This window comes from Coralliovum pocilloporae, from assembly GCF_030845175.1.
GTDB classification, from domain to species: domain Bacteria; phylum Pseudomonadota; class Alphaproteobacteria; order Rhizobiales; family Cohaesibacteraceae; genus Coralliovum; species Coralliovum pocilloporae.
Window position 1 is genome coordinate 97359 of record NZ_CP132542.1, and the last position, 19627, is coordinate 116985.

Genomic DNA, 19627 nt, shown 5'->3' on the forward strand with positions numbered 1-19627 from the left:
AGGGGATCAACAACCATACCGAAGGACCTCACCATGCCTATAGCTCTTATTGTCGGCGCAGGCGAAGGACTGTCAGCCTCCTTTGCACGGAAACTCAGGGCGCGCGGTTACGACCTGCTGCTGGCGGCACGCAATATCGACAAACTTGACGACTTGCAGGCTGAAACCGACGCAGAACTGATTGCCTGTGACGCCTCCGACCCTGACCACATGACAGAGGTCTTCAGGAAAGTGGACAGCATGGCGGGAACACTGGACGTCGCTCTTTATAACCCGTCTGCCCGGGTGCGTGGCTCAATTGTCGATCTGGACCCCGAACAGGTTCGCAACGCCGTTCTCATCACAGGCTATGGTGCCTTTCTGATGGCTCAGGAAGCGGCGAAACGCATGCTGCCGCAAGGACATGGTGCCATTCTGTTCACCGGAGCGTCTGCCGGTGTCAAAGGCTATGCAAATTCAGCACCCTTTGCCATGGGCAAGTTTGCTCTGCGCGGGCTGGCTCAAAGTCTTGCCCGAGAACTTCATCCGAAAGGCATTCATATCGGTCATTTCGTTATCGACGGCGGCATCCGCAATCCCAACAGACCGGAGCGGATAGACCCGGCTGATAATCCCGATTCCATGCTTGATCCGGATGCAATAGCCGACAGCTATCTGTACTTCCTCGATCAGCCCCGCTCAAGCTGGGCCTGGGAAATTGAGCTGCGTCCCTGGGTCGAAAAGTTCTGAATTCCTGACCCGATATCAGGTCGGGAATTCCAGCCCCATCTCCCGATAGCGCTCGGGATCATCAGACCAGTTCTCGCGCACCTTAACGAACAGGAAGAGGTGAACCGGGCGCTCTATAATCTCGGCCAGCTCCTTGCGGGCCTGCATGGAAATGGCTTTCACAGTCTGACCGTTCTTGCCCAGAACAATCTTCTTCTGACTGTCCCGCTCTACATAGATGACCTGCTCAACGCGCACCGACCCGTTTTTCTGCTCTGTCCATTGCTCTGTCTCAACGGTCGAGGAATAGGGCAATTCCTGATGCAGACGCAGATAGAGCTTTTCACGGGTCAATTCCGCAGCCAGCTGGCGCATGGGAAGGTCTGACATCTGGTCTTCGGGATAGTGCCAAGGCCCTTCCGGCGAATGGTTCGCCAGATAGGACATCACATCTCCGATGCCATCACCATTGAGAGCCGAGATCATGAAGGTCTGGTCAAATTTTGCCAGTTCATTGGCCCGCTGTGTCAGCGCCAGAAGCGCATCGCGCGGCACCGTATCAATCTTGTTCAGCAACAGAATCTTCGGCTGACGCACATCCACCAGCTTTTCCAGAATGTCGATAATATCATCCTGAAGGCCGCGTTTCGCATCAATCAACAGCGCCACAAGATCCGCATCCTGCGCCCCGCCCCAGGCCGTCCGCACCATGGCACTGTCAAGCCGCCGCTTGGGCTTAAAGATCCCCGGTGTATCAATGAACACAATCTGGGATGCATCCTGAATGGCAATGCCACGAACGATCGCACGCGTGGTCTGCACCTTGTGGGTCACAATGGAAACCTTGGCACCAACCATTCTGTTGAGCAAGGTTGACTTACCGGCATTCGGCGCGCCAATCAGGGCGACAAAACCACACCGCTGCGCTGACTGTTCAATCTGATCAGACATGATCATCCCCTTCAGACCAGACCCCTTCCCGCTTCAGGACAAGACTGGCCACTTCATGTTCTGCGACGCGTTTGGACGACCCGCTGGCTTCCGCCGGATCCACACCGTCAATCTCGACCTTGATACGGAAAGTCGGAGCGTGGTCGGGGCCGGTACGGCTCACCTCACGATAGACAGGCGCCGGCAACCCTCTTCCCTGGGCCCATTCCTGCAGGGTCGTCTTGGCATCACGTAACGGCCCGCTCGCATTGGCCATGCGCTTTTTCCAGTTATGACGGATAAACCGATCTGCAACCTCAAGGCCACCGTCCAGATAGAGCGCTGCAATCACACTTTCGCACACATCGCCTAGAATTGCATTTTTACGTCGCCCACCGGTCTGGGCCTCACCATCCCCCATGCGGATGGCCTCTCCGAATGTCAGGTCCCGGGCAACTTCGGCACATGTTTCCCTGCGAACAAGCTGATTGAGCCGTCTCGCCAGTTCGCCCTCATCTGCTTTCGGGAACGCTTCATACAGCATCATGGAGATAACCAGCCCAAGAACCCGGTCACCAAGAAACTCCATACGCTGATAGGATTCATACTCGCTGTTTGTCTGCTGCTTCAGCGCGCTGGAATGGGTCAGGGCCCTGTCCAGCAGAGCCCTGTCCTTGAATGAATATCCAAGCCGCTCTTCGAGGCGGTCCAGTTTATTATCCCGCGGCTCGCGTCTCATAACGTATCCAGCAACCTGTCCCAGCGGACGGACCACGGCCATTTCCAGACCTGCCAGGCAGATGTGCCCGATTTAACAGAGAAGAAAATGATCTCGGCTCTGCCAATCAGGTTTTCTTCAGGAACGAACCCGACACTGAACCGGCTGTCTGTAGAATTGTCGCGGTTATCGCCCATCATGAAGTAATGACCATCCGGCACTTCAAAGACACCGGTATTATCCCCCTGACTGGTGGAATAGAGATCAAGCACATCATAGGTCACGTTATTGGGAAGCGTCTCGGAGAACCGGCGAATCTCCTCAGAGCGTCCATAGCGACCGTCCTCATCGATAAACACTTCAGCCGGAGACATTTCGACTGGTTTGCCGTTGATGGAAAGAACCCCATCCTGCATCTGGATTTTGTCGCCGGGCAAGCCGATCACACGCTTGATATAATCTGTCTCGTTATCCTGTGGCAGCTTGAAAACGGCAATATCACCACGCTCCGGCGCGCTGCCCCAGATCCGGCCCTCAAAAGGCACCAGACCAAACGGGAAAGAATAGCGGCTGTATCCGTAGCTGTATTTTGAAACAAACAGATAGTCACCGATCAGCAGGGTCGACTTCATCGAACCCGAAGGAATGTTGAACGGCTGAAACAGAAATGTTCTGACCACAAGGGCAAGAAGAAGCGCATGGATGATCACTTTGACCGTTTCACCCAGGCCGCCTTCGCTCTTACTGCTATCCTGCTCTGCCACGTTCTCGCCTTTCCATAAAACCTGGCCCCAAATCAGACGCCACGCGCCCTGATCCCCCGATGTAGCGACTGTTACCGCCATACGCAACGCGTGACTTGCCGCAGAGGGAACTTTCCCCCTCATTTAGAGCATTTCATGGCTGATAAATCAGAAATCGGGTGGATCAGACCGCTTCTATGACAACAAATGCTTGCGCGTAAGGATATTCGTCTGTTGTTGTAACATGCACCCGAATATCAGAGCTGTCCGGTGCAAGTGCCTGCGCCGCACTCATGGCACCGTCTGTCAACACCATTGACGGCTTGCCACCAGATGCCGTCCGGACTTCCATATGATGCCAGTAGACACTCTCCTGGATACCTGTCCCGAGCGCCTTCGAGCAGGCTTCCTTAGCTGCAAAGCGCTTTGCATAAGCACCCACACGGTCTCCCCGTCCATCACAGAGAGATCGCTCGTCTTCAGTGAAAACCCGCGTCAGAAACCGGTCACCAAACCGCTCAATGGACCGTTCAATCCGCCTGATATCAACAAGATCACTGCCCATGCCGACGATCATGGCTGCTCTGTTTCCTGATCCTGCAACACCTTCCGACGGATACGCAGCTTCTCTGATCTGGCCCTCTGATAGGCCTGGGCTGCGAAACGAACGATGATATAAACCACCAGTCCCATGGAGAAGCCGAATGGAATACTGCCAACCAGCATGGGCTTCAGAACCGGAATGGCCGATTCAAACGAGTTCCAGATCATATCAAAAGACAGGGTGGCCGGGGCACCGGAACCGCCGTCCGAAGGCACTCCCCCAAGGATAAAATTACCGATCTTCCACGTGGTCGCCCAGATGAACGGAAAACTGAGCGGATTGCCAAAGGAGGTTCCCAGAGCCGCCGCCAGCATATTGCCGCCCACAAAGAAGGCAAAAATGAAACTGACGATGAAGTGAAACCCGACAAAGGGTGTGCAGGACGCCGCGACACCAGCCGCGACACCAGCTGCAATCGTATGGGGAGAACCGGTCAGACGCAGAATACGCTTGGTAAAATAGCTATAGGAACGAGCCCAGGTCCGACGCGGCCACATCCAGACCCGGATTGTTTCCAACCAACCCGGCTTATCTCGCCTTTGAAACAGCATATCCTACGCCAATACCTTCTAAGCCCACCCTCTCTTTACCACTGAGAGTCTTAATTGATTACGACAAGCCGCGACTTCCAGGCTTGACGGGAGGCAAAGCGGCCATTTCTGCAGGAATTTCATCTGGCTCATAAGCCGGAACCTTGTATTCCGCCAGAGACAGAAGTGGCACACCCACATCCGCTTCACCGCCGGATCTGTCGATGAGACAGGCCACAGCCAGAACTTCAGCACCAAGATCCCTGATAGCTTTGACCGTTTCGCGGCTGGAAAGACCTGTTGTGACAATATCCTCGACGATAATCACCTTGGCATTCTCTGGCATATCAAAGCGACGAAGCTGGAAAACACCATTCTCACGCTCAACCCAGATTGCAGGAACATCAAGATGCCGCGCTGTCTCATAACCCGGGATAAGACCACCGAGAGCCGGGGAGATAATCAGATCAAATTCACCGATATCGGCAGACCGGATCTTGTCAGCCAGCGCTTTGCAGAGTTTCTCGGTCTTGTCCGGATACATGAAGACCCGGGCTTTCTGCAGAAAGATCGGGCTTCTGAGGCCAGAACTCAGAATGAAATGCCCTTCAAGAAGGCCACCCGCTTCGCGGAAAATCTCCAATACATCGTCCCTGGTCATAAAACTGTTCCTGCGTGATTTCCGTCAACCATTCACACGATTGACGCTGCTTACGGGTTCAAGATTGTGGATCTCGTGAATGATGCGGCTTAAATGCTTCAAGTCCCACACTTCGAGATCGATTACGATATCCGCAAAGTCCGATGCTCGCTTGGACAGATGCAGATTGTCGATATTGCCATCATTGGTGCCGATCACCGCTGATATCTGGGCCAGCGTGCCAGGCTCATTGATCACCGTCACATGAACGCGGGCAGGAAAACGCTCGGGATTGTCTTCATCAATATCCCAGCGCACATCCACCCAGCGATCCGGCTCGTCATCAAATTCCTGCAGGGCTGGCGACTGGATCGGGTAAATTGTAACACCCTCGCCCGGCGACAGGATACCCACAATCCTGTCTCCCGGCACCGCTCCGCCTTCTGGTGCGAAAGACACAGGCAGGCCTCGCCGGATACCGCGAACAGGAATGGACCGTGTGCCATTGCTGCCGGCTTCCTCGACCCGCATCTTCATGCCCGCCTTGCCATCAAGGGCAACCCAGCCGGTATCATTCGGATCGGTCTGATGAATCACACGTTCATCCTGATAATCCGGATAAAGCACCCTGACCACGTCACGGGATGTAATCTCCCCGCGCCCCACAGCTGCCAGACAATCTTCAATATTGGCATGCCCCAGCCGCGGCGCAACAGTGCCAAACGCTTCTTCCGAGAACGGCTTGCCGTAACGCTCGAACGAATGGGTCAGAATCTGGCGGCCAAGGTCAGCGTATTGCTGCCGCACAGCTTCACGCGTCGCCCGGCGAATGGCTGCACGCGCCTTGCCGGTTACCGCAATATTTTCCCAGGCAGATGGTGGTGTCTGCGCATTGGATCGGATGATTTCGACCTCATCCCCGTTCATCAACTCGGTCACAAGCGGCCGGATATGTCCGTTGACCTTGCTGCCGACAGCGGTGTTGCCCACATCCGTATGGACCGCATAGGCAAAATCAATCGGTGTTGCCCCTTTCGGCAGCGCAATCAGACGCCCCTTCGGAGTAAAACAGAAAACCTGATCGTGAAACAGCTCAAGCTTGGTGTTCTCAAGAAAGGCTTCAGGGCTGTCACCCTGGGCAAGGATCTCGATTGACCGGCGCAGCCATTCATAAGCACGGCTATCCGAAGACAGGCGCTGTGCATGCTCACCTTCGCGATCCTTGTAAAGGGCATGGGCAGCAATGCCATATTCGGCAATCTGGTCCATATCCCGCGTCCGGATCTGCAGCTCGACACGCTGTCGGCTGGTGCCGACCACCGTCGTATGGATAGACTGATAGTCATTCTGCTTCGGCGTCGAGATATAGTCCTTAAACTGCCCCGGGACGCAAGACCAGCTTGAGTGGACAATACCGAGTGCCTGATAACAGGCGGGAATGGTATCCACCATAATCCGAAAGCCGAAAATATCCGAAAGCTGCTCGAACGAAAGAGACTTCTTCTGGGTCTTCCGGAAGATGGAATAAGGCCGCTTCTCACGTGCCTTGACCACAGCAGAAATCCCGTTCTGCTCCAGCCGCTCCAGGAGGTCATGCTGGATTTCTTCGATGAATGGGCGGTTCTTTTCTCTCAGGTCCGAAAGACGCTCGACAATCGCCTCGTAGGCATCAGGATTGACATAGCGGAAAGACAGATCTTCCAGCTCTTCACGCATATCCTGCATACCCATACGGCCTGCAAGCGGCGCATAGATCTCAAGCGTCTCTTCCGAAATCCGGGTACGCTTGTGCGGCGGCACATGATGGAGGGTCCGCATGTTGTGAAGGCGGTCACCCAGCTTGACCAGCAGAACACGAACGTCATCCGAGATCGCCAGAAGCAGCTTGCGCAGGTTTTCTGCCTGCGCAGCCTTCTTTGACATCAGATCAAGACGCTCGATCTTCGTCAGTCCCTCGACAAGCTTGCCGATATCATGGCCGAAAACATCGTCAATTTCTGCCCGGGTCGCATCCGTGTCTTCAATGGTGTCATGGAGAAGAGCAACGACAATCGTCGCATCATCCACTTTCAGATCCGCCAGAATAGCCGCAACTTCAAGAGGATGAGAAAAATAGGGATCGCCGGAAGCGCGCGTCTGTGAGCCATGCTTCTGCATGGCATAGACATAGGCCTTGTTCAGCAGAAGTTCGTCCGCATGCGGATTATAACTGGTCGCACGTTCGACCAACTCATATTGACGCATCATGGGCAGAACACCGGTTTCTGCTTACCAGGGCCGAAACCCCAAACAACAGCACATGCCGTGAGGTTTGCAAAGACGAAGAAAGAGCGTAGCGGGCTGGCGATCAAAAGAAAACCGGATTGTGCGGCTGACCGACAATCCGGTATTCTAATTCACTTATCGGTCGTGATTAATCGTCACGACGCTCCGGCGGTACCAGACCTTCAAGACCGCGCAGAAGCTCTTCTTCCGACATCCGGTCATAGGATTCGACAGCTTCACCCATATCAGCATCAGCGGACGCAGCAGGGCTTGCAATCATTGGTACGATTTCCGGCTCCGGCTCATCCACTTCAACATATTTCTGCAGTGAATGGATCAGGTCTTCTTTCAGATCACCGGGAGAGACTGTTTCATCAGCAATCTCACGCAGTGCAACAACCGGATTCTTATCGTTATCGCGATCAACGGTAATCTCAGAACCGCTGGAAATCATTCGGGCACGGTGACTCGCCAAAAGCACAAGCTCAAAGCGATTCTCGACCTTGTCCACGCAATCTTCCACTGTGACGCGGGCCATATGGTCTACTCCTGTCTGGAAATTAGTTTGCCACTAAATAGCAAATCTGCCGAGAAACGCAAGCACAGCAAACAGATCATGGTTTTGATTCTTGCCACAAGCAACAGCGCACACGCGAGCAAGGAAACCCAAGGGAAAAAGCACCACAAAGTAGCAACAACTCATGATACAATAGGCACTTATCCGACACCCGCTGCGGATAATGCAGAAAAACCGAATATAATCCCTTTCGAGTGATTGCAAAGTATAAGGGGAAACGCTAAGTGAGGGTTTAGTGCGATTTCTTTTATTTCTGTTAGTCGCATTAATATGCTGGACCCTTACAATTCACAAAAGAAAACCAGCATCTGTCGGGCAAATAGAGAAGCAATTACAGCTTCATCAAATATAGAAAGATAACAACAATATGTTCGATCCCAGAGAGAAGGTCGCTCTGTTCATCGACGGAGCCAACCTGTACGCCACTGCGAAATCACTTGGCTTTGATATCGACTACCGTCGACTTCTTAAAGTATTTCAAACAGAAGGCTATTTGCTGAGAGCCTACTACTACACTGCTCTGGCAGAGGATCAGGAATATTCATCCATCCGTCCGCTCATCGATTGGCTGGACTATAACGGCTATAAGGTTGTTACCAAACCAACCAAGGAATTCTTCGACGCATCTGGCCGCCGCAAGGTCAAGGGCAACATGGACATTGAGCTGGCTGTTGATGCCATGGAAACCATGGAACATGTGGACCATATCGTCCTGTTCTCTGGTGACGGCGATTTCCGCAGACTTGTGGAAGCCATCCAGCGCCGTGGTCGCAAGGTCAGTGTCATCTCCACATTGTCGACACAACCGCCAATGATTGCAGACGAACTGCGTCGTCAGGCAGACCATTTTGTTGATCTGGCAACGCTGGTCAAAAAAGTCGGTCGTGACCCGGCAGAACGGCCACAGCGTCCTGTTGAACGCAATTCTGATGATGATTACGAAGATGACGATTACGAACTGTGACCCCACTTGATCCGGATTATGACTGCCCGGACTGTCCGAGGCTTGTCGCATTTCGCAATCGCTATAGGCAGGAGGAGCCGGACTGGTTTAACGGTCCGGTTCCCAGTTTCGGCGATATCAATGGTGCTCTCCTGATTGTCGGGCTCGCTCCTGGCCTCAGGGGCGCCAATCGCACCAGTCGTCCCTTTACCGGCGATTATGCCGGCGATCTGCTCTATCAGACCCTGGGTGAGTTCGGCTTTGCCAAGGGACATTATGACAAACGGCCAGACGACGGTCTGACTCTGCACAATGTTCTGATTACCAACGCCGTGCGCTGCGTTCCGCCGGAAAACAAGCCGATCGGTGCAGAAATCAATACCTGTCGTCCTTACCTCACCAATACGATTGCCGCCATGACGGATCTCAAGGTGATCCTGACACTTGGCAAGATAGCCCACGACACCACCGTCAGAATGCTGGGGTACAAACTCAAGGACATTCCATTCGGCCACGGCAATGCCGCTCGGCTGGACAATGGACTGACCCTTGTCGACAGCTATCACTGCTCCCGATACAACACCAATACCGGTCGCCTGACGGAAGACATGTTCCGCAGTGTTTTCCAAAAGATAAGGGATATACTTTAAAGCGCCAGACCTCTGACCTGAATTGGTGGCGGTGCTTCAAGCTTTTTTCAGCGATTTTCCTTGAAAATCCGGGCTTTTTCGCGGTCCCAGCTACGTTTTTTCTCGGTTTCGCGCTTGTCATGCAGCTTCTTGCCACGTGCCAGGGCAATCTCAAGCTTGGCGCGCCCGGAATCATTGAAATAGATTTTGAGGGGAACGATCGTCATCCCCTCCTTCTGGACACCACCCAGAAGACGACCGATTTCCCGCTTGTGCAGAAGCAGTTTTCTCGGGCGTCGCGGCTCATGGTTGAACCGGTTGGCCTGCAGGTATTCGGGGATATTGGCATTGAACAGGAAGATTTCACCGCCCTGCTCGCCCGCATAGGATTCAGCAATATTGCATTTGCCAACCCGAAGGGACTTTACCTCAGTACCACGCAGCTCAAGACCGGCCTCGAAAGTCTGGCCGATCTCGAAATTGAACCGCGCCTTGCGGTTGTCTGCGATAACACGATAGGCAGACCCAGCCTTACGGGCTGATGACATGCTGAACCTCTAATTCTACTACTAGTTCAGAAGACCCGCATGGGTCATGGCATCACGAACGCGCTCTTCTGTGGGCCCGCTGATGGATACAAGCGGCAAACGCAGCTCATTCTGCATCCGGCCAAGCAACGACAGGGCATACTTCGAGCCTGTCGGGTTCGGCTCAATAAACAGCGCTTCATGCAGCGGCATCAGCCTGTCCTGGATAGACAAAGCCTTGGCAAAGTCACCAGCCAGACATGCGGCCTGGAACTCGGAGCACAGACGCGGTGCCACATTGGACGTCACTGAAATACAGCCATGACCACCGTGAGCCATGAAGCCAAGAGCAGTGCCGTCTTCACCAGAAAGCTGGATGAAATCCGGCCCCATGGCAGCGCGCTGCTGGCTTACGCGCTGAATATTGGCTGTCGCATCTTTCACGCCCTTGATATTGGCACAGTCCTCGTAAAGGCGCGCCATGGTATCAACTGACATATCGATGACGGAGCGTGGCGGGATATTGTAGATGATGATGGGAATCCCGACCGCATCATTGATTGTCTTGAAATGCTGGTAGAGGCCTTCCTGATTGGGCTTGTTGTAATAAGGCGTCACAACAAGAAGTCCGTCAGCACCAGCCTTTTCAGCATGGGAAGCCAGTTCCAATGCCTCAGCTGTGTTGTTAGACCCGGCACCGGCAATCACGGGAACACGCCCGGCAGAAACCTTGATGGCAATTTCAACAACACGTTTGTGTTCTTCGTGGCTCAGCGTCGGTGACTCACCAGATGTTCCAACCGGAACAATGCCATTCGAACCTTCGTTGATCTGCCAATCGACAAATGACTCAAAGGCTGCCTCATCCACAGCGCCATCCCGCATGGGCGTCACAAGCGCCGTAATAGAACCCTTAAACATCAAACGTATCCTGCTCACACAAAGCTCCCCACCGGGAGCAGTCTCAAACGAGACGCACAATAGACGCGCCCCCCGCGTTCCACAAGGAAAACCATGCACCTGGTTAACGGGCATCCTGTTTTCCCCACTCATTCCTCAAACAAGTCAGGATCCAGTCATATTTCCGGCCTACAAATCAGGCTGAGCGGATTTATGGCTCTGGTTACCAGCCTGATCTGCTACCCTTGCATCATTCATCCCCGGATTCGAATATCAGGGCCGGGTTGATGACCGTCTTTCATTCTGCTGATCTGGGAGGGTCAGAATGAAGGAAAAGGGGCACGGCCCCGCCAGCCCCCTCCCCGTAACGGATGATACGATGACGCTGAAACAGAAGCGACCAGGGATATTCGGCAAGACGGGCACGCTGGCATACCTGATTTCAATGACCTGTCTGGTTTCAACGGGTCTTGCTGTACCGGTTTCCGCCACACCAGTTCCCGAACCGCGTCCACAGGCATCATCCCCAGTATCTTCACCAGAGCGCCGCACTCCAGCCATCCGCTTCGGATCAGTCCCCACTCCCGCACCGAGACCACAAAACAGTTACGCACCGGCGCGCACCACGCCATTGGCCGTCAAGCCAACGGGCTCGGCCAAAGCGCTTGGCAAGGCCTTGACCGCTCTTGACCGCGGCAAGCCTCAGCAGGCACGTGCATTGCGGACGACACTCTCATCACGCCTTGATCGGGAGATTCTGGACTGGCAGATCATTCTCACCAAAGGGTCAGGTGCATCCAGCAACCAGATCCAGCAATTCGAGAGGCAATATCCGAACTGGCCGGGCGACGACATCAGACAGGTTCGCCTGGAACTGGCCCTCTGGGAAGAGAAGGCTTCAGCCAGAAAGGTTCTTTCAGCGTTCTCCGGTCGCACTCCCAAGACCATTACGGGGCGCTATATTTACGCAAGAGCACTGCTGAACAATGGGCAGAAATCCAAAGCAGCCGTTGAAATACGCAAACTGTGGCACCGGGAAACGCTGTGGTCCGCCCTTGAAGGGCGCATTCTGGCAGATTTCAGATCTGTACTCACCAAGCAGGACCACAAGATCCGGGTCCATTTTCTGCTCTACAGGGACAGGACAACAGCAGCGGCACGGCTGAAGCGCTTCCTCTCGTCTTCCGAGAAAGCTCTGGTTGATGCACGAACGGCCGTCAGCAAGAAACAGAGGAAAGCCGCGAAGCTTCTTCAGCAGGTTCCCCGGTCCCAGCATTCAGATCCACTTTATCTGTTCAGCCGCATCCAGCACATGCGCCGGGCCAACAAGATCACAAAGGCCGCCCAACTGATGCTGAAGGCTCCAACAAAACAGTCCTCCCTCATCCACCCGGACGAATGGTGGGTCGAACGCAAGCTGATTGCCAGAAAGCTGCTGGATCAGAGAGATTACAAGACCGCCTATAGAATAGCGGCAGGTCATTCAGCGGAATCGGAAGCATCTCAGGTTGAAGCGGAATTCCATGCGGGCTGGATAGCGCTGAGCTATCTCAACAATCCCCGTCAGGCCTATCCGCATTTCGAACGGGTTCTGGCACTGGCAACCACGGATCGCACCAGCGCCCGGGCCTATTACTGGATGGGTCGGGCTCAACAGGTATCTGGGAACACGAGCGCTGCCCGACAACTTTACGAACGGGCCGGCCAGTTCGGCAACGTCTTCTATGGACAGCTGGCGCGGGAGGCTCTGGGCAAACGCAATACAGGCCTGCTGCCAGTCCCCAAACTTACCCAGACAGCGCGCAGGCAGTTTGAACAGCGCAAGACCGTCATCATGGCTCGACGCCTGCATCAGGCCGGGCACAGCAGCAGGACAGGCAGCATCATCCGTCATATGGCCAAGCAGGCGAAAAGTCGCGAGGAACTGGCGCAAATCATAGCCTTGGCGGAAGACCTGGGCGAGCATCAATATGCTCTGCAAGCTGCTCTTCTGGCTGGCAAAAACGGTATCAACCCCGGCATGCTGGCCTTTCCCATCAATGCTATTCCGAAATCAACACGCATCCCTTCAAGGGTTGGCAAAGCGCTTGTTTATGCCATTGCCAGGCAGGAAAGCGCCTTCAATATCGGCGCAGTCAGCTCTGCCAATGCCCGCGGATTGCTGCAATTGCTGCCAAGCACAGCCAAAGCAACGGCAAAACGCAATGGACTGCCCTATTCAAAAAGCCGCCTGACCACAGATGCCCGGTACAATGCCACGGTTGGAGCTGCACATCTTGGCGAGCTACTGGACGAATTCCAGGGGTCTTATTCTCTGGTCGCCGTAGGCTATAATGCGGGTAAGAGACGATCCTACCAATGGACGGAGCGGTTTGGTGACCCGCGCAGTTCATCCATCGATATCGTTGACTGGGTCGAGCGGATCCCGTTTACCGAAACCCGCAAATATGTGCAGCGCGTGCTGGAGAATATGCAGGTCTACAAGGCCCGCCTCGACGGGGCTCCCCTCACTCTGACCCGTGATCTGAAAAGGGGGCGCTAGCTGTGTGGCAGGAGGTAGAATGGACTGCTCAGGATGGCCTCACATTACGCGGCCGGAGCTACGGGCCTCCAAATTGTCGGCATCCGCATGCAATTGTCTGCCTTCCTGGTCTGACCCGCAACAGCGGCGATTTCCACGATCTGGCAATCGCTTGCGCTGATGCAGGTTACCGCGCCATCACCATGGACTCCCGCGGTCGCGGCCGGTCGGACTATGCAGAGGATTGGGAAACCTATTCCATCCTACAGGAAACACAGGACGTGCTGGCAGGGCTAACGGCGCTCGGCATTGAGAAGGCAACACTTATCGGCACCTCCCGCGGTGGTCTGATTTCTATGCTTATCGGCGTTCTGCAGCCCGCCGTTCTGGCCGGCGTTCTGCTAAATGATATCGGACCTAAAATAGAGCTGAACGGCCTTCTTGCCATCAAGACCTATCTCGACAACCGCAGCACGCCTGAGAACTGGTCACAGGCGGTAGACATGGTCAAGGCGGCAGCTGCCTTGTCTTTTCCGAACCTGACCGAAGAGGAATGGGAGAAGTTCACCCAGGCCACATTCTGGGAGATATCACCCGACACCCTCGTGGCAGATTATGACCCCAACCTCCTGAAACCTCTTGCAGAACTGTCAGAGACAACCGAAATCCCGGAGCTCTGGCCGCAGTTTGAAGCTCTGGCTCATATACCGGTTCTGGTTATGCGCGGAGCTCTGTCAACTCTTCTGTCCGATGAGACCGTCAACAGGATGCGGACAGTTCATCCGGATTGTGATTCCGTCACCATAGAGAACCAGGGTCATGCGCCGCTTTTCACATCAGAGGCAACCCTGAAACCAGCAATGGAGTTCATCAGTTCGACAGTTCTTTCGCCTGTTCAGTCGAACAGTCACACCTGACCAGTTTGGGTGTCTGCGGGACGCCAACCATTTTCAAATCACCAATCGCTCAGCTCGTGAGTTCCACACATGCTGAGACAGCCAGCAGAATCTATTTCTTAAGAAAACCAAATATCAATTTGATTTTTATGCAAAAATCATAATTTCCGAGCAGGTTTCAACCTTCTGAGAAGCGTTCCGATCAGACATCCGCTAAGGAAAACCATCAGGATCAGGACGGAAACGTGAAGTGTCTCGATCATCTTGATGACTCCCATTACGCTTCACTGTCAGTCAACAGGAAACCAACGGCAATTCCAATCAAAAGAACGAATAGAAGCGAGCCGCCAATCTGACCGGTTAATTCGAGCATCTGCCTTCTCCAATCTTCAGAACCCGTAACAGAATCGACACTAACGGTTTCAAGCAACTGCGCCAAGACAACAAAAAACCCGGCGGGAAAACCCGCCGGGTCACTGTCAGACCAAAAGGTCCGTCAGATTAGAACGTACGCTGTACGCGGAAGACACCACCGTATACGTCAAACTCATCATCGGTGATACCGTTGATGGTGACAGGTGCGTCAATTTCAGCATGCTGCCAGTAAGCTTCAAGACCAACAACCAGACCAGAAACCGGGGTCCAGGACAGGGTTGCTGCTGCAGAGTAAGCTTCGATGTCGGAACCTACGACGTTTACATCAACATCAGAGTAAGAACCACTGATAGCCAGTGAGACATCAGAAGAGAAGAAGTGCAGGAAGCCAGCAGATACGTGGAAGATTTCTGCATCTGCATCGTTCAGATCAGAGTTGCTGATGCTTGCAGCAGAAGCAATCTGGTAATCTTCAAATGCGGAGTACTCAGCCAGGTCGTCTGCGTACAGAACATATACGCCTACACGGTCGTTAGCACCAGCTACCGGTACGTTGACTTCGAGGCCAGCGCCGATTGCAAAGCCAGTGTCGTCAGAACCGGTTGTTGCACCTTCACCAACAGCACCGGAGAGGTCAAAAGTACCCCAGCTCTGGTTGACAACAACTTTACCAACCAGGATCGGCAGTGTGTCAGCAGGAATGCCGTTTGCATCTTCGAGAGCAACTGTAGCAGAAACGCCGTTACCTACGTCGAATGTGTAAGCAAGAACGTTGGTGTCTTCATAGTTATCCGGAACACCGAATTCAGACGCGAAGGAGTAGTGACCACCCCAAGTTGGGTAGAAGAAACCACCAGCAACACGACCGAATGTGAAGCCACCCCACTGTACGAAGCCAGCTTCGAGAGTGGTGGAAACAGAACCGTTATCCGTTACGGTGAAGTAAACGGAAGAATAGGCGCGGAGAAGACCGAAGTCTGTCTGCGTACGAGCGTCGAGACGGAAGTAGGAACGAGCGCGGAAATCGAGATCGTTTTCGTCGCCACCTTCGGTGTCAGCGTCGATATAACGGTAGTCGGCACGAACACGACCACCAACGCGCAGGCAGGTGTCGGTGCCTGGCAGGTAGTAGAAACCGGAACCGTAAGCGTCACAAACGCGAACGTAATCAACCGGCTCAGCCGGCAGGTCGGCAGCCTGAGCGCCAGCAACAGTCATAAGCGCAGCGGCAGAGCCGAGAACGAGAGTTTTAAAGTTCATTTCTGACCTCCAATCAGATCGATCAAAGGGAATTGAGTTCTTCGGCGCCTGGCCGGTGAGAAACGTCATGTCCCCGCGAGACCCAATGTTTTCGAGAACCACCCCAGTCCTTGAGAACATCAGTTGACAGTCTGGATTACCCCCAAACCGCAGGATCAACATACTCATGCTTTTTTTGAGAACAAGCCAATAATACACCCATATGGGTGAATAGGATGAGGGTGTTGCAAGAAAGCCACAAACCCACCCGTCAGACCGGCAATTTTGAAAGGATTCATTAAGAAACTGGCCAATTTCAGGCGATTTCCTGCGGGTAATGCACAGAAGCCAGATTAAAAAAACGCCTCTGCGCAACTTAATGCAGCAGAGGCGTAGAATTCTTGTCACAGAATTAAAGGTGATGACCTTCGCCCGAGAGCGTTTTTATCACCTGATTGGGACTATACGCGGATTGGAGAGAAAGGCAATAGGAAATTACCTCATTTGGGGTGGTTTAGAGCCTTTTCCCGCAAGGCAGAGAGTGTTGTCGCAGGGGTAATGCCTTCCGGATCTATCTTTATATGCAGCAATGCCGGGCCGTTTGATGCCTTCGCAGCGCGGAAAAGATCAGCAAACTCTTCGGTTTTTTCCACCGTCGCTCCAAACACGCCATAGGATCGCGCCCAGGCCGCAAAATCCGGATTGATCAGGGAGGTTGCCGATAGACGTGCTGGATACTCCCTCTCCTGATGCATACGAATCGTGCCGTACATGCCATTATCCACCACAAGAACAATGACAGCGGCTCCAGCCTGAACAGCCGTACCGAATTCCTGACATGTCATCTGGAAGCAGCCATCTCCCGCAAAAGCCACAACATCCCTGTCCGGATGCAGCAGTTTGGCCGCAACAGCAGCCGGAACACCATATCCCATCGACCCGGATGTCGGCGCTGCCTGAGTAGCGAATCTCCTGAATGGCCAGAAACGATGGATCCAGGTGGCATAATTGCCCGCGCCATTGCAGAGAATCGAATCGTCCGGCAACTCCCCTTTAAGCCATGCGACGATCTCACCCATATGCACATCACCCGGCATGCTGTCGGGGATTCGGGACCAGGAGAGATAGTCTTTATGAGTCGATTCTGCCCAATCAGAATACTGAGGGATAGAATCATCCTGATTATAAGCCGCCAGGGCGGACGCAAACCCACGGGGTGATGCGTGGATAGCCAGATCAGGCCGATAGACACGTCCAAGCTCTTCCACACCGGCATGAATATGGATAAACGGCTGCCTTGGAGACGGGATATCAAGCAGCTCATAGCTCTGAGATGGCATTTCCGACAGGCGCCCACCCAGGAGAATCAGGCAATCCGACTCATCAATGCGTGCCCGCAGCTTCGGATTGAGACCGATTCCCACATCTCCGGCATAAAGCGGATGTGAATGGTCAAACAGCATCTGACGACGGAAGGAGCAGGCGATCGGCACAGAGAACCGCTCCGCAAAGCCTTTAACCTGATCCACGGCATCCTGAGACCATCTAGAACCACCAAGAATCATCAATGGCCGCCCAGCCGCCTCGATTCGCCTGACAAAATCAGCAATCTGATCAGATCCCGGATAGGTTTCCACCGGCTTCCAGGGTGCGGGCTGGGATATATCAGCTGTATCAATCAGCGCATCTTCGGGCAGAGCCAGAACAACAGGCCCCGGCCGACCGCTGGTGGCTACATGAAAAGCGCGGGAGATCATCTCCGGCACGCGCTCTGCCGAATCGATCTCAGCAACCCACTTTGCCATGGGACTGAAGAATCGCCGGTAATCGACTTCCTGAAAGGCTTCACGCTCGCGGAACCGGGAATCAATCTGGCCAATGAACAGAATCATCGGCGTTGAATCCTGATAAGCAATATGCACCCCGGCAGCCGCATTGGTTGCTCCAGGCCCACGCGTCACCATACAAATGCCGGGCGTACCCGTCAGCTTGCCCCAGGCATCCGCCATCATAGCGGCTCCACCTTCCTGCCGACAGACAGTTGTTTCAATCCTGCTGTCATGAAGCCCGTCGAGAACCGCCAGATAACTCTCGCCCGGTATGCAGAACACCCGTTCCACACCGTGGGTTTCAAGCGCTTCAACAATCAACTGTCCGCCGGTTTTCATTCTGTCCTCATCAACCTGGTTTGGTCACCATGACCCGGACCTGCTTCTGGCCCGCTTTAAAAGGAATATGTGTGTCATTGATAAAGCGCAGCACGCCATCCTTGACGATATGAACGGAAATCGAGCACCGCCCCTCTTCCTTGCATAGCTCCAGAGACGCCTGATCAATCGGGAAAGACAGCCGCAAGGACTTGTCCGCCCGCCTGAGAGTGGTTTCATCACCCGCAAGAGCTTTTGATGGAGCGTCAGCCAAAGCCGTATCCGCGATTGTAATCACCACACGACTTCTGGCCGGGATAATCCGATGTGCCTTGGTCCTGATGGTAACCGCAAGCAGGCCATCCCCAACTCTGGCCGCGGGCGGCCTGTCGATTTCAAAGGATGGTGCGCAACCGGACAGGACAAGAAGTCCGGTACCGAGAAGAAAGGCAAGAGGTCTGAACATGAAGACTACCCTGATGAGGAATCAGATAACGCACTATGATGATGTGCTCCTACTATGCGGGCAAATCACCTCTGCGTCTCATTCCTACTCCTTCCATCCGATTTCGGCCAAAATCTGATCGGTATGCTCACCCAGACCAGGTGCATGGCGATCACTGCACAGTGTCTCACCATTTCGGATAATCGGCAGACGCACACTCGGAATGGTGCCGTCAGACGCATGGTCATGTTCCAGACTGACCTGCATGCGGCGAGACTGGACATGGCGGTCGCTGAAAACATCCGCCACTGTGTTGATCGGCCCGACAGGCACGCCCCGCTCGGCCAGCGTCTCAAGCAGATCATCCCGCTTCCACAAGCTGGTTTTCTCTGTCAGAAGCGCAATCAGTTCCTCTCGAGCAGCTATCCGCGCCTGATTGGTGGCGAAACGCGGATCTGAGGAGAGAGCCGGACAGTCCAGAACCTGACACAGTTTTTCGAACTGACCATTATTGCCAACCGCAATGATCAGATGACCATCCAGAACCGGGAAAACCTGATAGGGCACAATATTGGGATGTGCATTGCCCATACGTCTGGGCGCCTGACCTGAGACCAGATAATTGAGTGCCTGATTGGCCAGAACACCCGTCTGACAATCGAGAAGCGCCATATCCAGATGACAGCCTTCGCCTGTCTTCTCCCGTTCAATCAGTGCCGATTGAATGCCGATGACAGAATACAGCCCGGTAAAGATATCAGCGTAGGCAACACCAACTTTCTGCGGCTCTCCTTCCGGATCACCAGTGAGATCCATGATTCCGCCCATACCCTGAATCATAAAGTCATACCCGGCGCGGGCGGCATAGGGCCCGGTCTGCCCAAATCCGGTAATTGAACAATAGATCAGCCGAGGATTGATCTCTTTCAGGCTGTCATAGTCGAGGCCATATTTCTTGAGGCCACCAACCTTGAAATTCTCAATCAGAATATCGCTGCGCTTGACCAGTTCGCGGACAAGGCGCTGCCCGCTCTCGTCGCGAAAATCAACTGCCACGGACCGCTTGCCGCGATTACAGGCATGGAAATAGGCCGCATCCAGATGGTCACCATCTACAGCCTCGACAAACGGAGGGCCCCACCCTCGGGTATCATCCCCCTGCCCGGGCTGCTCCACCTTGATCACATCGGCGCCCAGGTCAGCCAGCGCCTGACCGGCCCATGGGCCTGCCAGAATACGCGCCAGCTCCAGAACCCTGATCCCTTCCAGCGGACGTGTCATTGCCCTCTC

General features: G+C 54.1%; 19 protein-coding genes. 5 read left to right on the forward strand and 14 right to left on the reverse strand.

The genetic code is table 11. The features are described 5' to 3' along the window. The first annotated feature begins 33 nt into the window (after window positions 1-33). Complete coding sequence (locus tag RA157_RS00450) at window positions 34-729, forward strand: SDR family NAD(P)-dependent oxidoreductase (RefSeq protein WP_350334520.1); 696 nt, start codon at window positions 34-36, stop codon at window positions 727-729. Between the two features lie 15 nt (window positions 730-744). Here the strand turns inward: RA157_RS00450 and era are convergent, their stop codons facing one another. The 8 genes from era to rpoZ all read right to left on the reverse strand — a co-directional run bounded on the left by era (window position 745) and on the right by rpoZ (window position 7676). After that, entirely contained in the window at window positions 745-1659 is a 915-nt protein-coding gene (era, locus tag RA157_RS00455) for a GTPase Era (RefSeq protein ID WP_350334521.1), read from the reverse strand. Continuing rightward, window positions 1652-2377 (reverse strand): ribonuclease III, encoded by a 726-nt coding sequence (rnc, locus tag RA157_RS00460; protein ID WP_350334522.1) that lies wholly within the window; start codon window positions 2375-2377, stop codon window positions 1652-1654. Before rnc ends, era begins: the two co-directional genes overlap by 8 nt. Then, window positions 2374-3120 carry a signal peptidase I gene (gene lepB / locus RA157_RS00465; protein ID WP_350334523.1) on the reverse strand — a complete coding sequence of 249 codons (747 nt, stop codon included), beginning with the start codon at window positions 3118-3120 and terminating at the stop codon, window positions 2374-2376. Before lepB ends, rnc begins: the two co-directional genes overlap by 4 nt. Window positions 3121-3283: 163 nt before the next feature. Continuing rightward, window positions 3284-3676, reverse strand: coding sequence for a holo-ACP synthase (gene acpS, locus RA157_RS00470; protein ID WP_350334524.1), 393 nt, complete (start codon window positions 3674-3676; stop codon window positions 3284-3286). Beyond that, entirely contained in the window at window positions 3673-4254 is a 582-nt protein-coding gene (locus tag RA157_RS00475; RefSeq protein ID WP_350334525.1) for a DUF2062 domain-containing protein, read from the reverse strand. Before RA157_RS00475 ends, acpS begins: the two co-directional genes overlap by 4 nt. 58 nt (window positions 4255-4312) lie before the next feature. After that, complete coding sequence (pyrE, locus tag RA157_RS00480; protein ID WP_350334526.1) at window positions 4313-4894, reverse strand: orotate phosphoribosyltransferase; 582 nt, start codon at window positions 4892-4894, stop codon at window positions 4313-4315. 24 nt (window positions 4895-4918) lie between these two features. Further along, a complete protein-coding gene (locus RA157_RS00485) occupies window positions 4919-7120 on the reverse strand; it encodes a RelA/SpoT family protein (RefSeq protein ID WP_350334527.1) in 2202 nt (733 codons plus the stop codon). Window positions 7121-7286: 166 nt separating this feature from the next. Further along, entirely contained in the window at window positions 7287-7676 is a 390-nt protein-coding gene (gene rpoZ, locus RA157_RS00490; RefSeq protein WP_350334528.1) for a DNA-directed RNA polymerase subunit omega, read from the reverse strand. A 406-nt stretch (window positions 7677-8082) separates the two neighbouring features. On the opposite strand from rpoZ, the gene RA157_RS00495 reads away from it, so the two are divergent. Together RA157_RS00495 and RA157_RS00500 are read left to right on the forward strand one after the other, a co-directional pair. Next, window positions 8083-8679 (forward strand): LabA-like NYN domain-containing protein, encoded by a 597-nt coding sequence (locus tag RA157_RS00495; protein ID WP_350334529.1) that lies wholly within the window; start codon window positions 8083-8085, stop codon window positions 8677-8679. Further along, complete coding sequence (locus RA157_RS00500; protein WP_350334530.1) at window positions 8676-9308, forward strand: uracil-DNA glycosylase; 633 nt, start codon at window positions 8676-8678, stop codon at window positions 9306-9308. Before RA157_RS00495 ends, RA157_RS00500 begins: the two co-directional genes overlap by 4 nt. Before the next feature lie 47 nt (window positions 9309-9355). Here the strand turns inward: RA157_RS00500 and smpB are convergent, their stop codons facing one another. Further along, on the reverse strand, window positions 9356-9835 hold the full coding sequence (smpB, locus tag RA157_RS00505; protein WP_350334531.1) for an SsrA-binding protein SmpB: 480 nt from the start codon (window positions 9833-9835) through the stop codon (window positions 9356-9358). Between the two features lie 21 nt (window positions 9836-9856). Beyond that, a complete protein-coding gene (dapA, locus tag RA157_RS00510) occupies window positions 9857-10735 on the reverse strand; it encodes a 4-hydroxy-tetrahydrodipicolinate synthase (RefSeq protein ID WP_350334532.1) in 879 nt (292 codons plus the stop codon). Window positions 10736-11039: 304 nt separating this feature from the next. Between dapA and RA157_RS00515 the strand changes: the two genes are divergently transcribed. Together RA157_RS00515 and RA157_RS00520 are read left to right on the forward strand one after the other, a co-directional pair. Then, entirely contained in the window at window positions 11040-13256 is a 2217-nt protein-coding gene (locus tag RA157_RS00515; protein WP_350334533.1) for a lytic transglycosylase domain-containing protein, read from the forward strand. A 2-nt stretch (window positions 13257-13258) separates the two neighbouring features. Continuing rightward, a complete protein-coding gene (locus RA157_RS00520) occupies window positions 13259-14152 on the forward strand; it encodes an alpha/beta fold hydrolase (RefSeq protein ID WP_350334534.1) in 894 nt (297 codons plus the stop codon). Between the two features lie 480 nt (window positions 14153-14632). On the opposite strand, the gene RA157_RS00525 is transcribed toward RA157_RS00520, so the two are convergent. The 4 genes from RA157_RS00525 to RA157_RS00540 form a co-directional block, all read right to left on the reverse strand. Beyond that, window positions 14633-15766 carry a porin gene (locus RA157_RS00525; RefSeq protein WP_350334535.1) on the reverse strand — a complete coding sequence of 378 codons (1134 nt, stop codon included), beginning with the start codon at window positions 15764-15766 and terminating at the stop codon, window positions 14633-14635. Window positions 15767-16245: 479 nt separating this feature from the next. Further along, a complete protein-coding gene (locus RA157_RS00530) occupies window positions 16246-17913 on the reverse strand; it encodes a thiamine pyrophosphate-binding protein (RefSeq protein ID WP_350334536.1) in 1668 nt (555 codons plus the stop codon). Between the two features lie 10 nt (window positions 17914-17923). Then, on the reverse strand, window positions 17924-18358 hold the full coding sequence (locus RA157_RS00535) for a YbaY family lipoprotein (RefSeq protein ID WP_350334537.1): 435 nt from the start codon (window positions 18356-18358) through the stop codon (window positions 17924-17926). An 84-nt stretch (window positions 18359-18442) separates the two neighbouring features. Further along, complete coding sequence (locus RA157_RS00540) at window positions 18443-19618, reverse strand: CaiB/BaiF CoA transferase family protein (RefSeq protein ID WP_350334538.1); 1176 nt, start codon at window positions 19616-19618, stop codon at window positions 18443-18445. Window positions 19619-19627: the final 9 nt, after the last annotated feature.

What these genes read in the sequence shown, in the direction of transcription:
- RA157_RS00450 (WP_350334520.1), top strand. Translation starts at nt 34, where the DNA reads ATGCCTATAGCTCTTATTGTCGGCGCAGGCGAAGGACTGTCAGCCTCC.
- era (WP_350334521.1), bottom strand. Translation starts at nt 1,659, where the DNA reads ATGTCTGATCAGATTGAACAGTCAGCGCAGCGGTGTGGTTTTGTCGCC.
- rnc (WP_350334522.1), bottom strand. Translation starts at nt 2,377, where the DNA reads ATGAGACGCGAGCCGCGGGATAATAAACTGGACCGCCTCGAAGAGCGG.
- acpS (WP_350334524.1), bottom strand. Translation starts at nt 3,676, where the DNA reads ATGATCGTCGGCATGGGCAGTGATCTTGTTGATATCAGGCGGATTGAA.
- RA157_RS00475 (WP_350334525.1), bottom strand. Translation starts at nt 4,254, where the DNA reads ATGCTGTTTCAAAGGCGAGATAAGCCGGGTTGGTTGGAAACAATCCGG.
- pyrE (WP_350334526.1), bottom strand. Translation starts at nt 4,894, where the DNA reads ATGACCAGGGACGATGTATTGGAGATTTTCCGCGAAGCGGGTGGCCTT.
- RA157_RS00485 (WP_350334527.1), bottom strand. Translation starts at nt 7,120, where the DNA reads ATGATGCGTCAATATGAGTTGGTCGAACGTGCGACCAGTTATAATCCG.
- rpoZ (WP_350334528.1), bottom strand. Translation starts at nt 7,676, where the DNA reads ATGGCCCGCGTCACAGTGGAAGATTGCGTGGACAAGGTCGAGAATCGC.
- RA157_RS00495 (WP_350334529.1), top strand. Translation starts at nt 8,083, where the DNA reads ATGTTCGATCCCAGAGAGAAGGTCGCTCTGTTCATCGACGGAGCCAAC.
- smpB (WP_350334531.1), bottom strand. Translation starts at nt 9,835, where the DNA reads ATGTCATCAGCCCGTAAGGCTGGGTCTGCCTATCGTGTTATCGCAGAC.
- dapA (WP_350334532.1), bottom strand. Translation starts at nt 10,735, where the DNA reads ATGTTTAAGGGTTCTATTACGGCGCTTGTGACGCCCATGCGGGATGGC.
- RA157_RS00515 (WP_350334533.1), top strand. Translation starts at nt 11,040, where the DNA reads ATGAAGGAAAAGGGGCACGGCCCCGCCAGCCCCCTCCCCGTAACGGAT.
- RA157_RS00525 (WP_350334535.1), bottom strand. Translation starts at nt 15,766, where the DNA reads ATGAACTTTAAAACTCTCGTTCTCGGCTCTGCCGCTGCGCTTATGACT.
- RA157_RS00530 (WP_350334536.1), bottom strand. Translation starts at nt 17,913, where the DNA reads ATGAAAACCGGCGGACAGTTGATTGTTGAAGCGCTTGAAACCCACGGT.
- RA157_RS00535 (WP_350334537.1), bottom strand. Translation starts at nt 18,358, where the DNA reads ATGTTCAGACCTCTTGCCTTTCTTCTCGGTACCGGACTTCTTGTCCTG.
- RA157_RS00540 (WP_350334538.1), bottom strand. Translation starts at nt 19,618, where the DNA reads ATGACACGTCCGCTGGAAGGGATCAGGGTTCTGGAGCTGGCGCGTATT.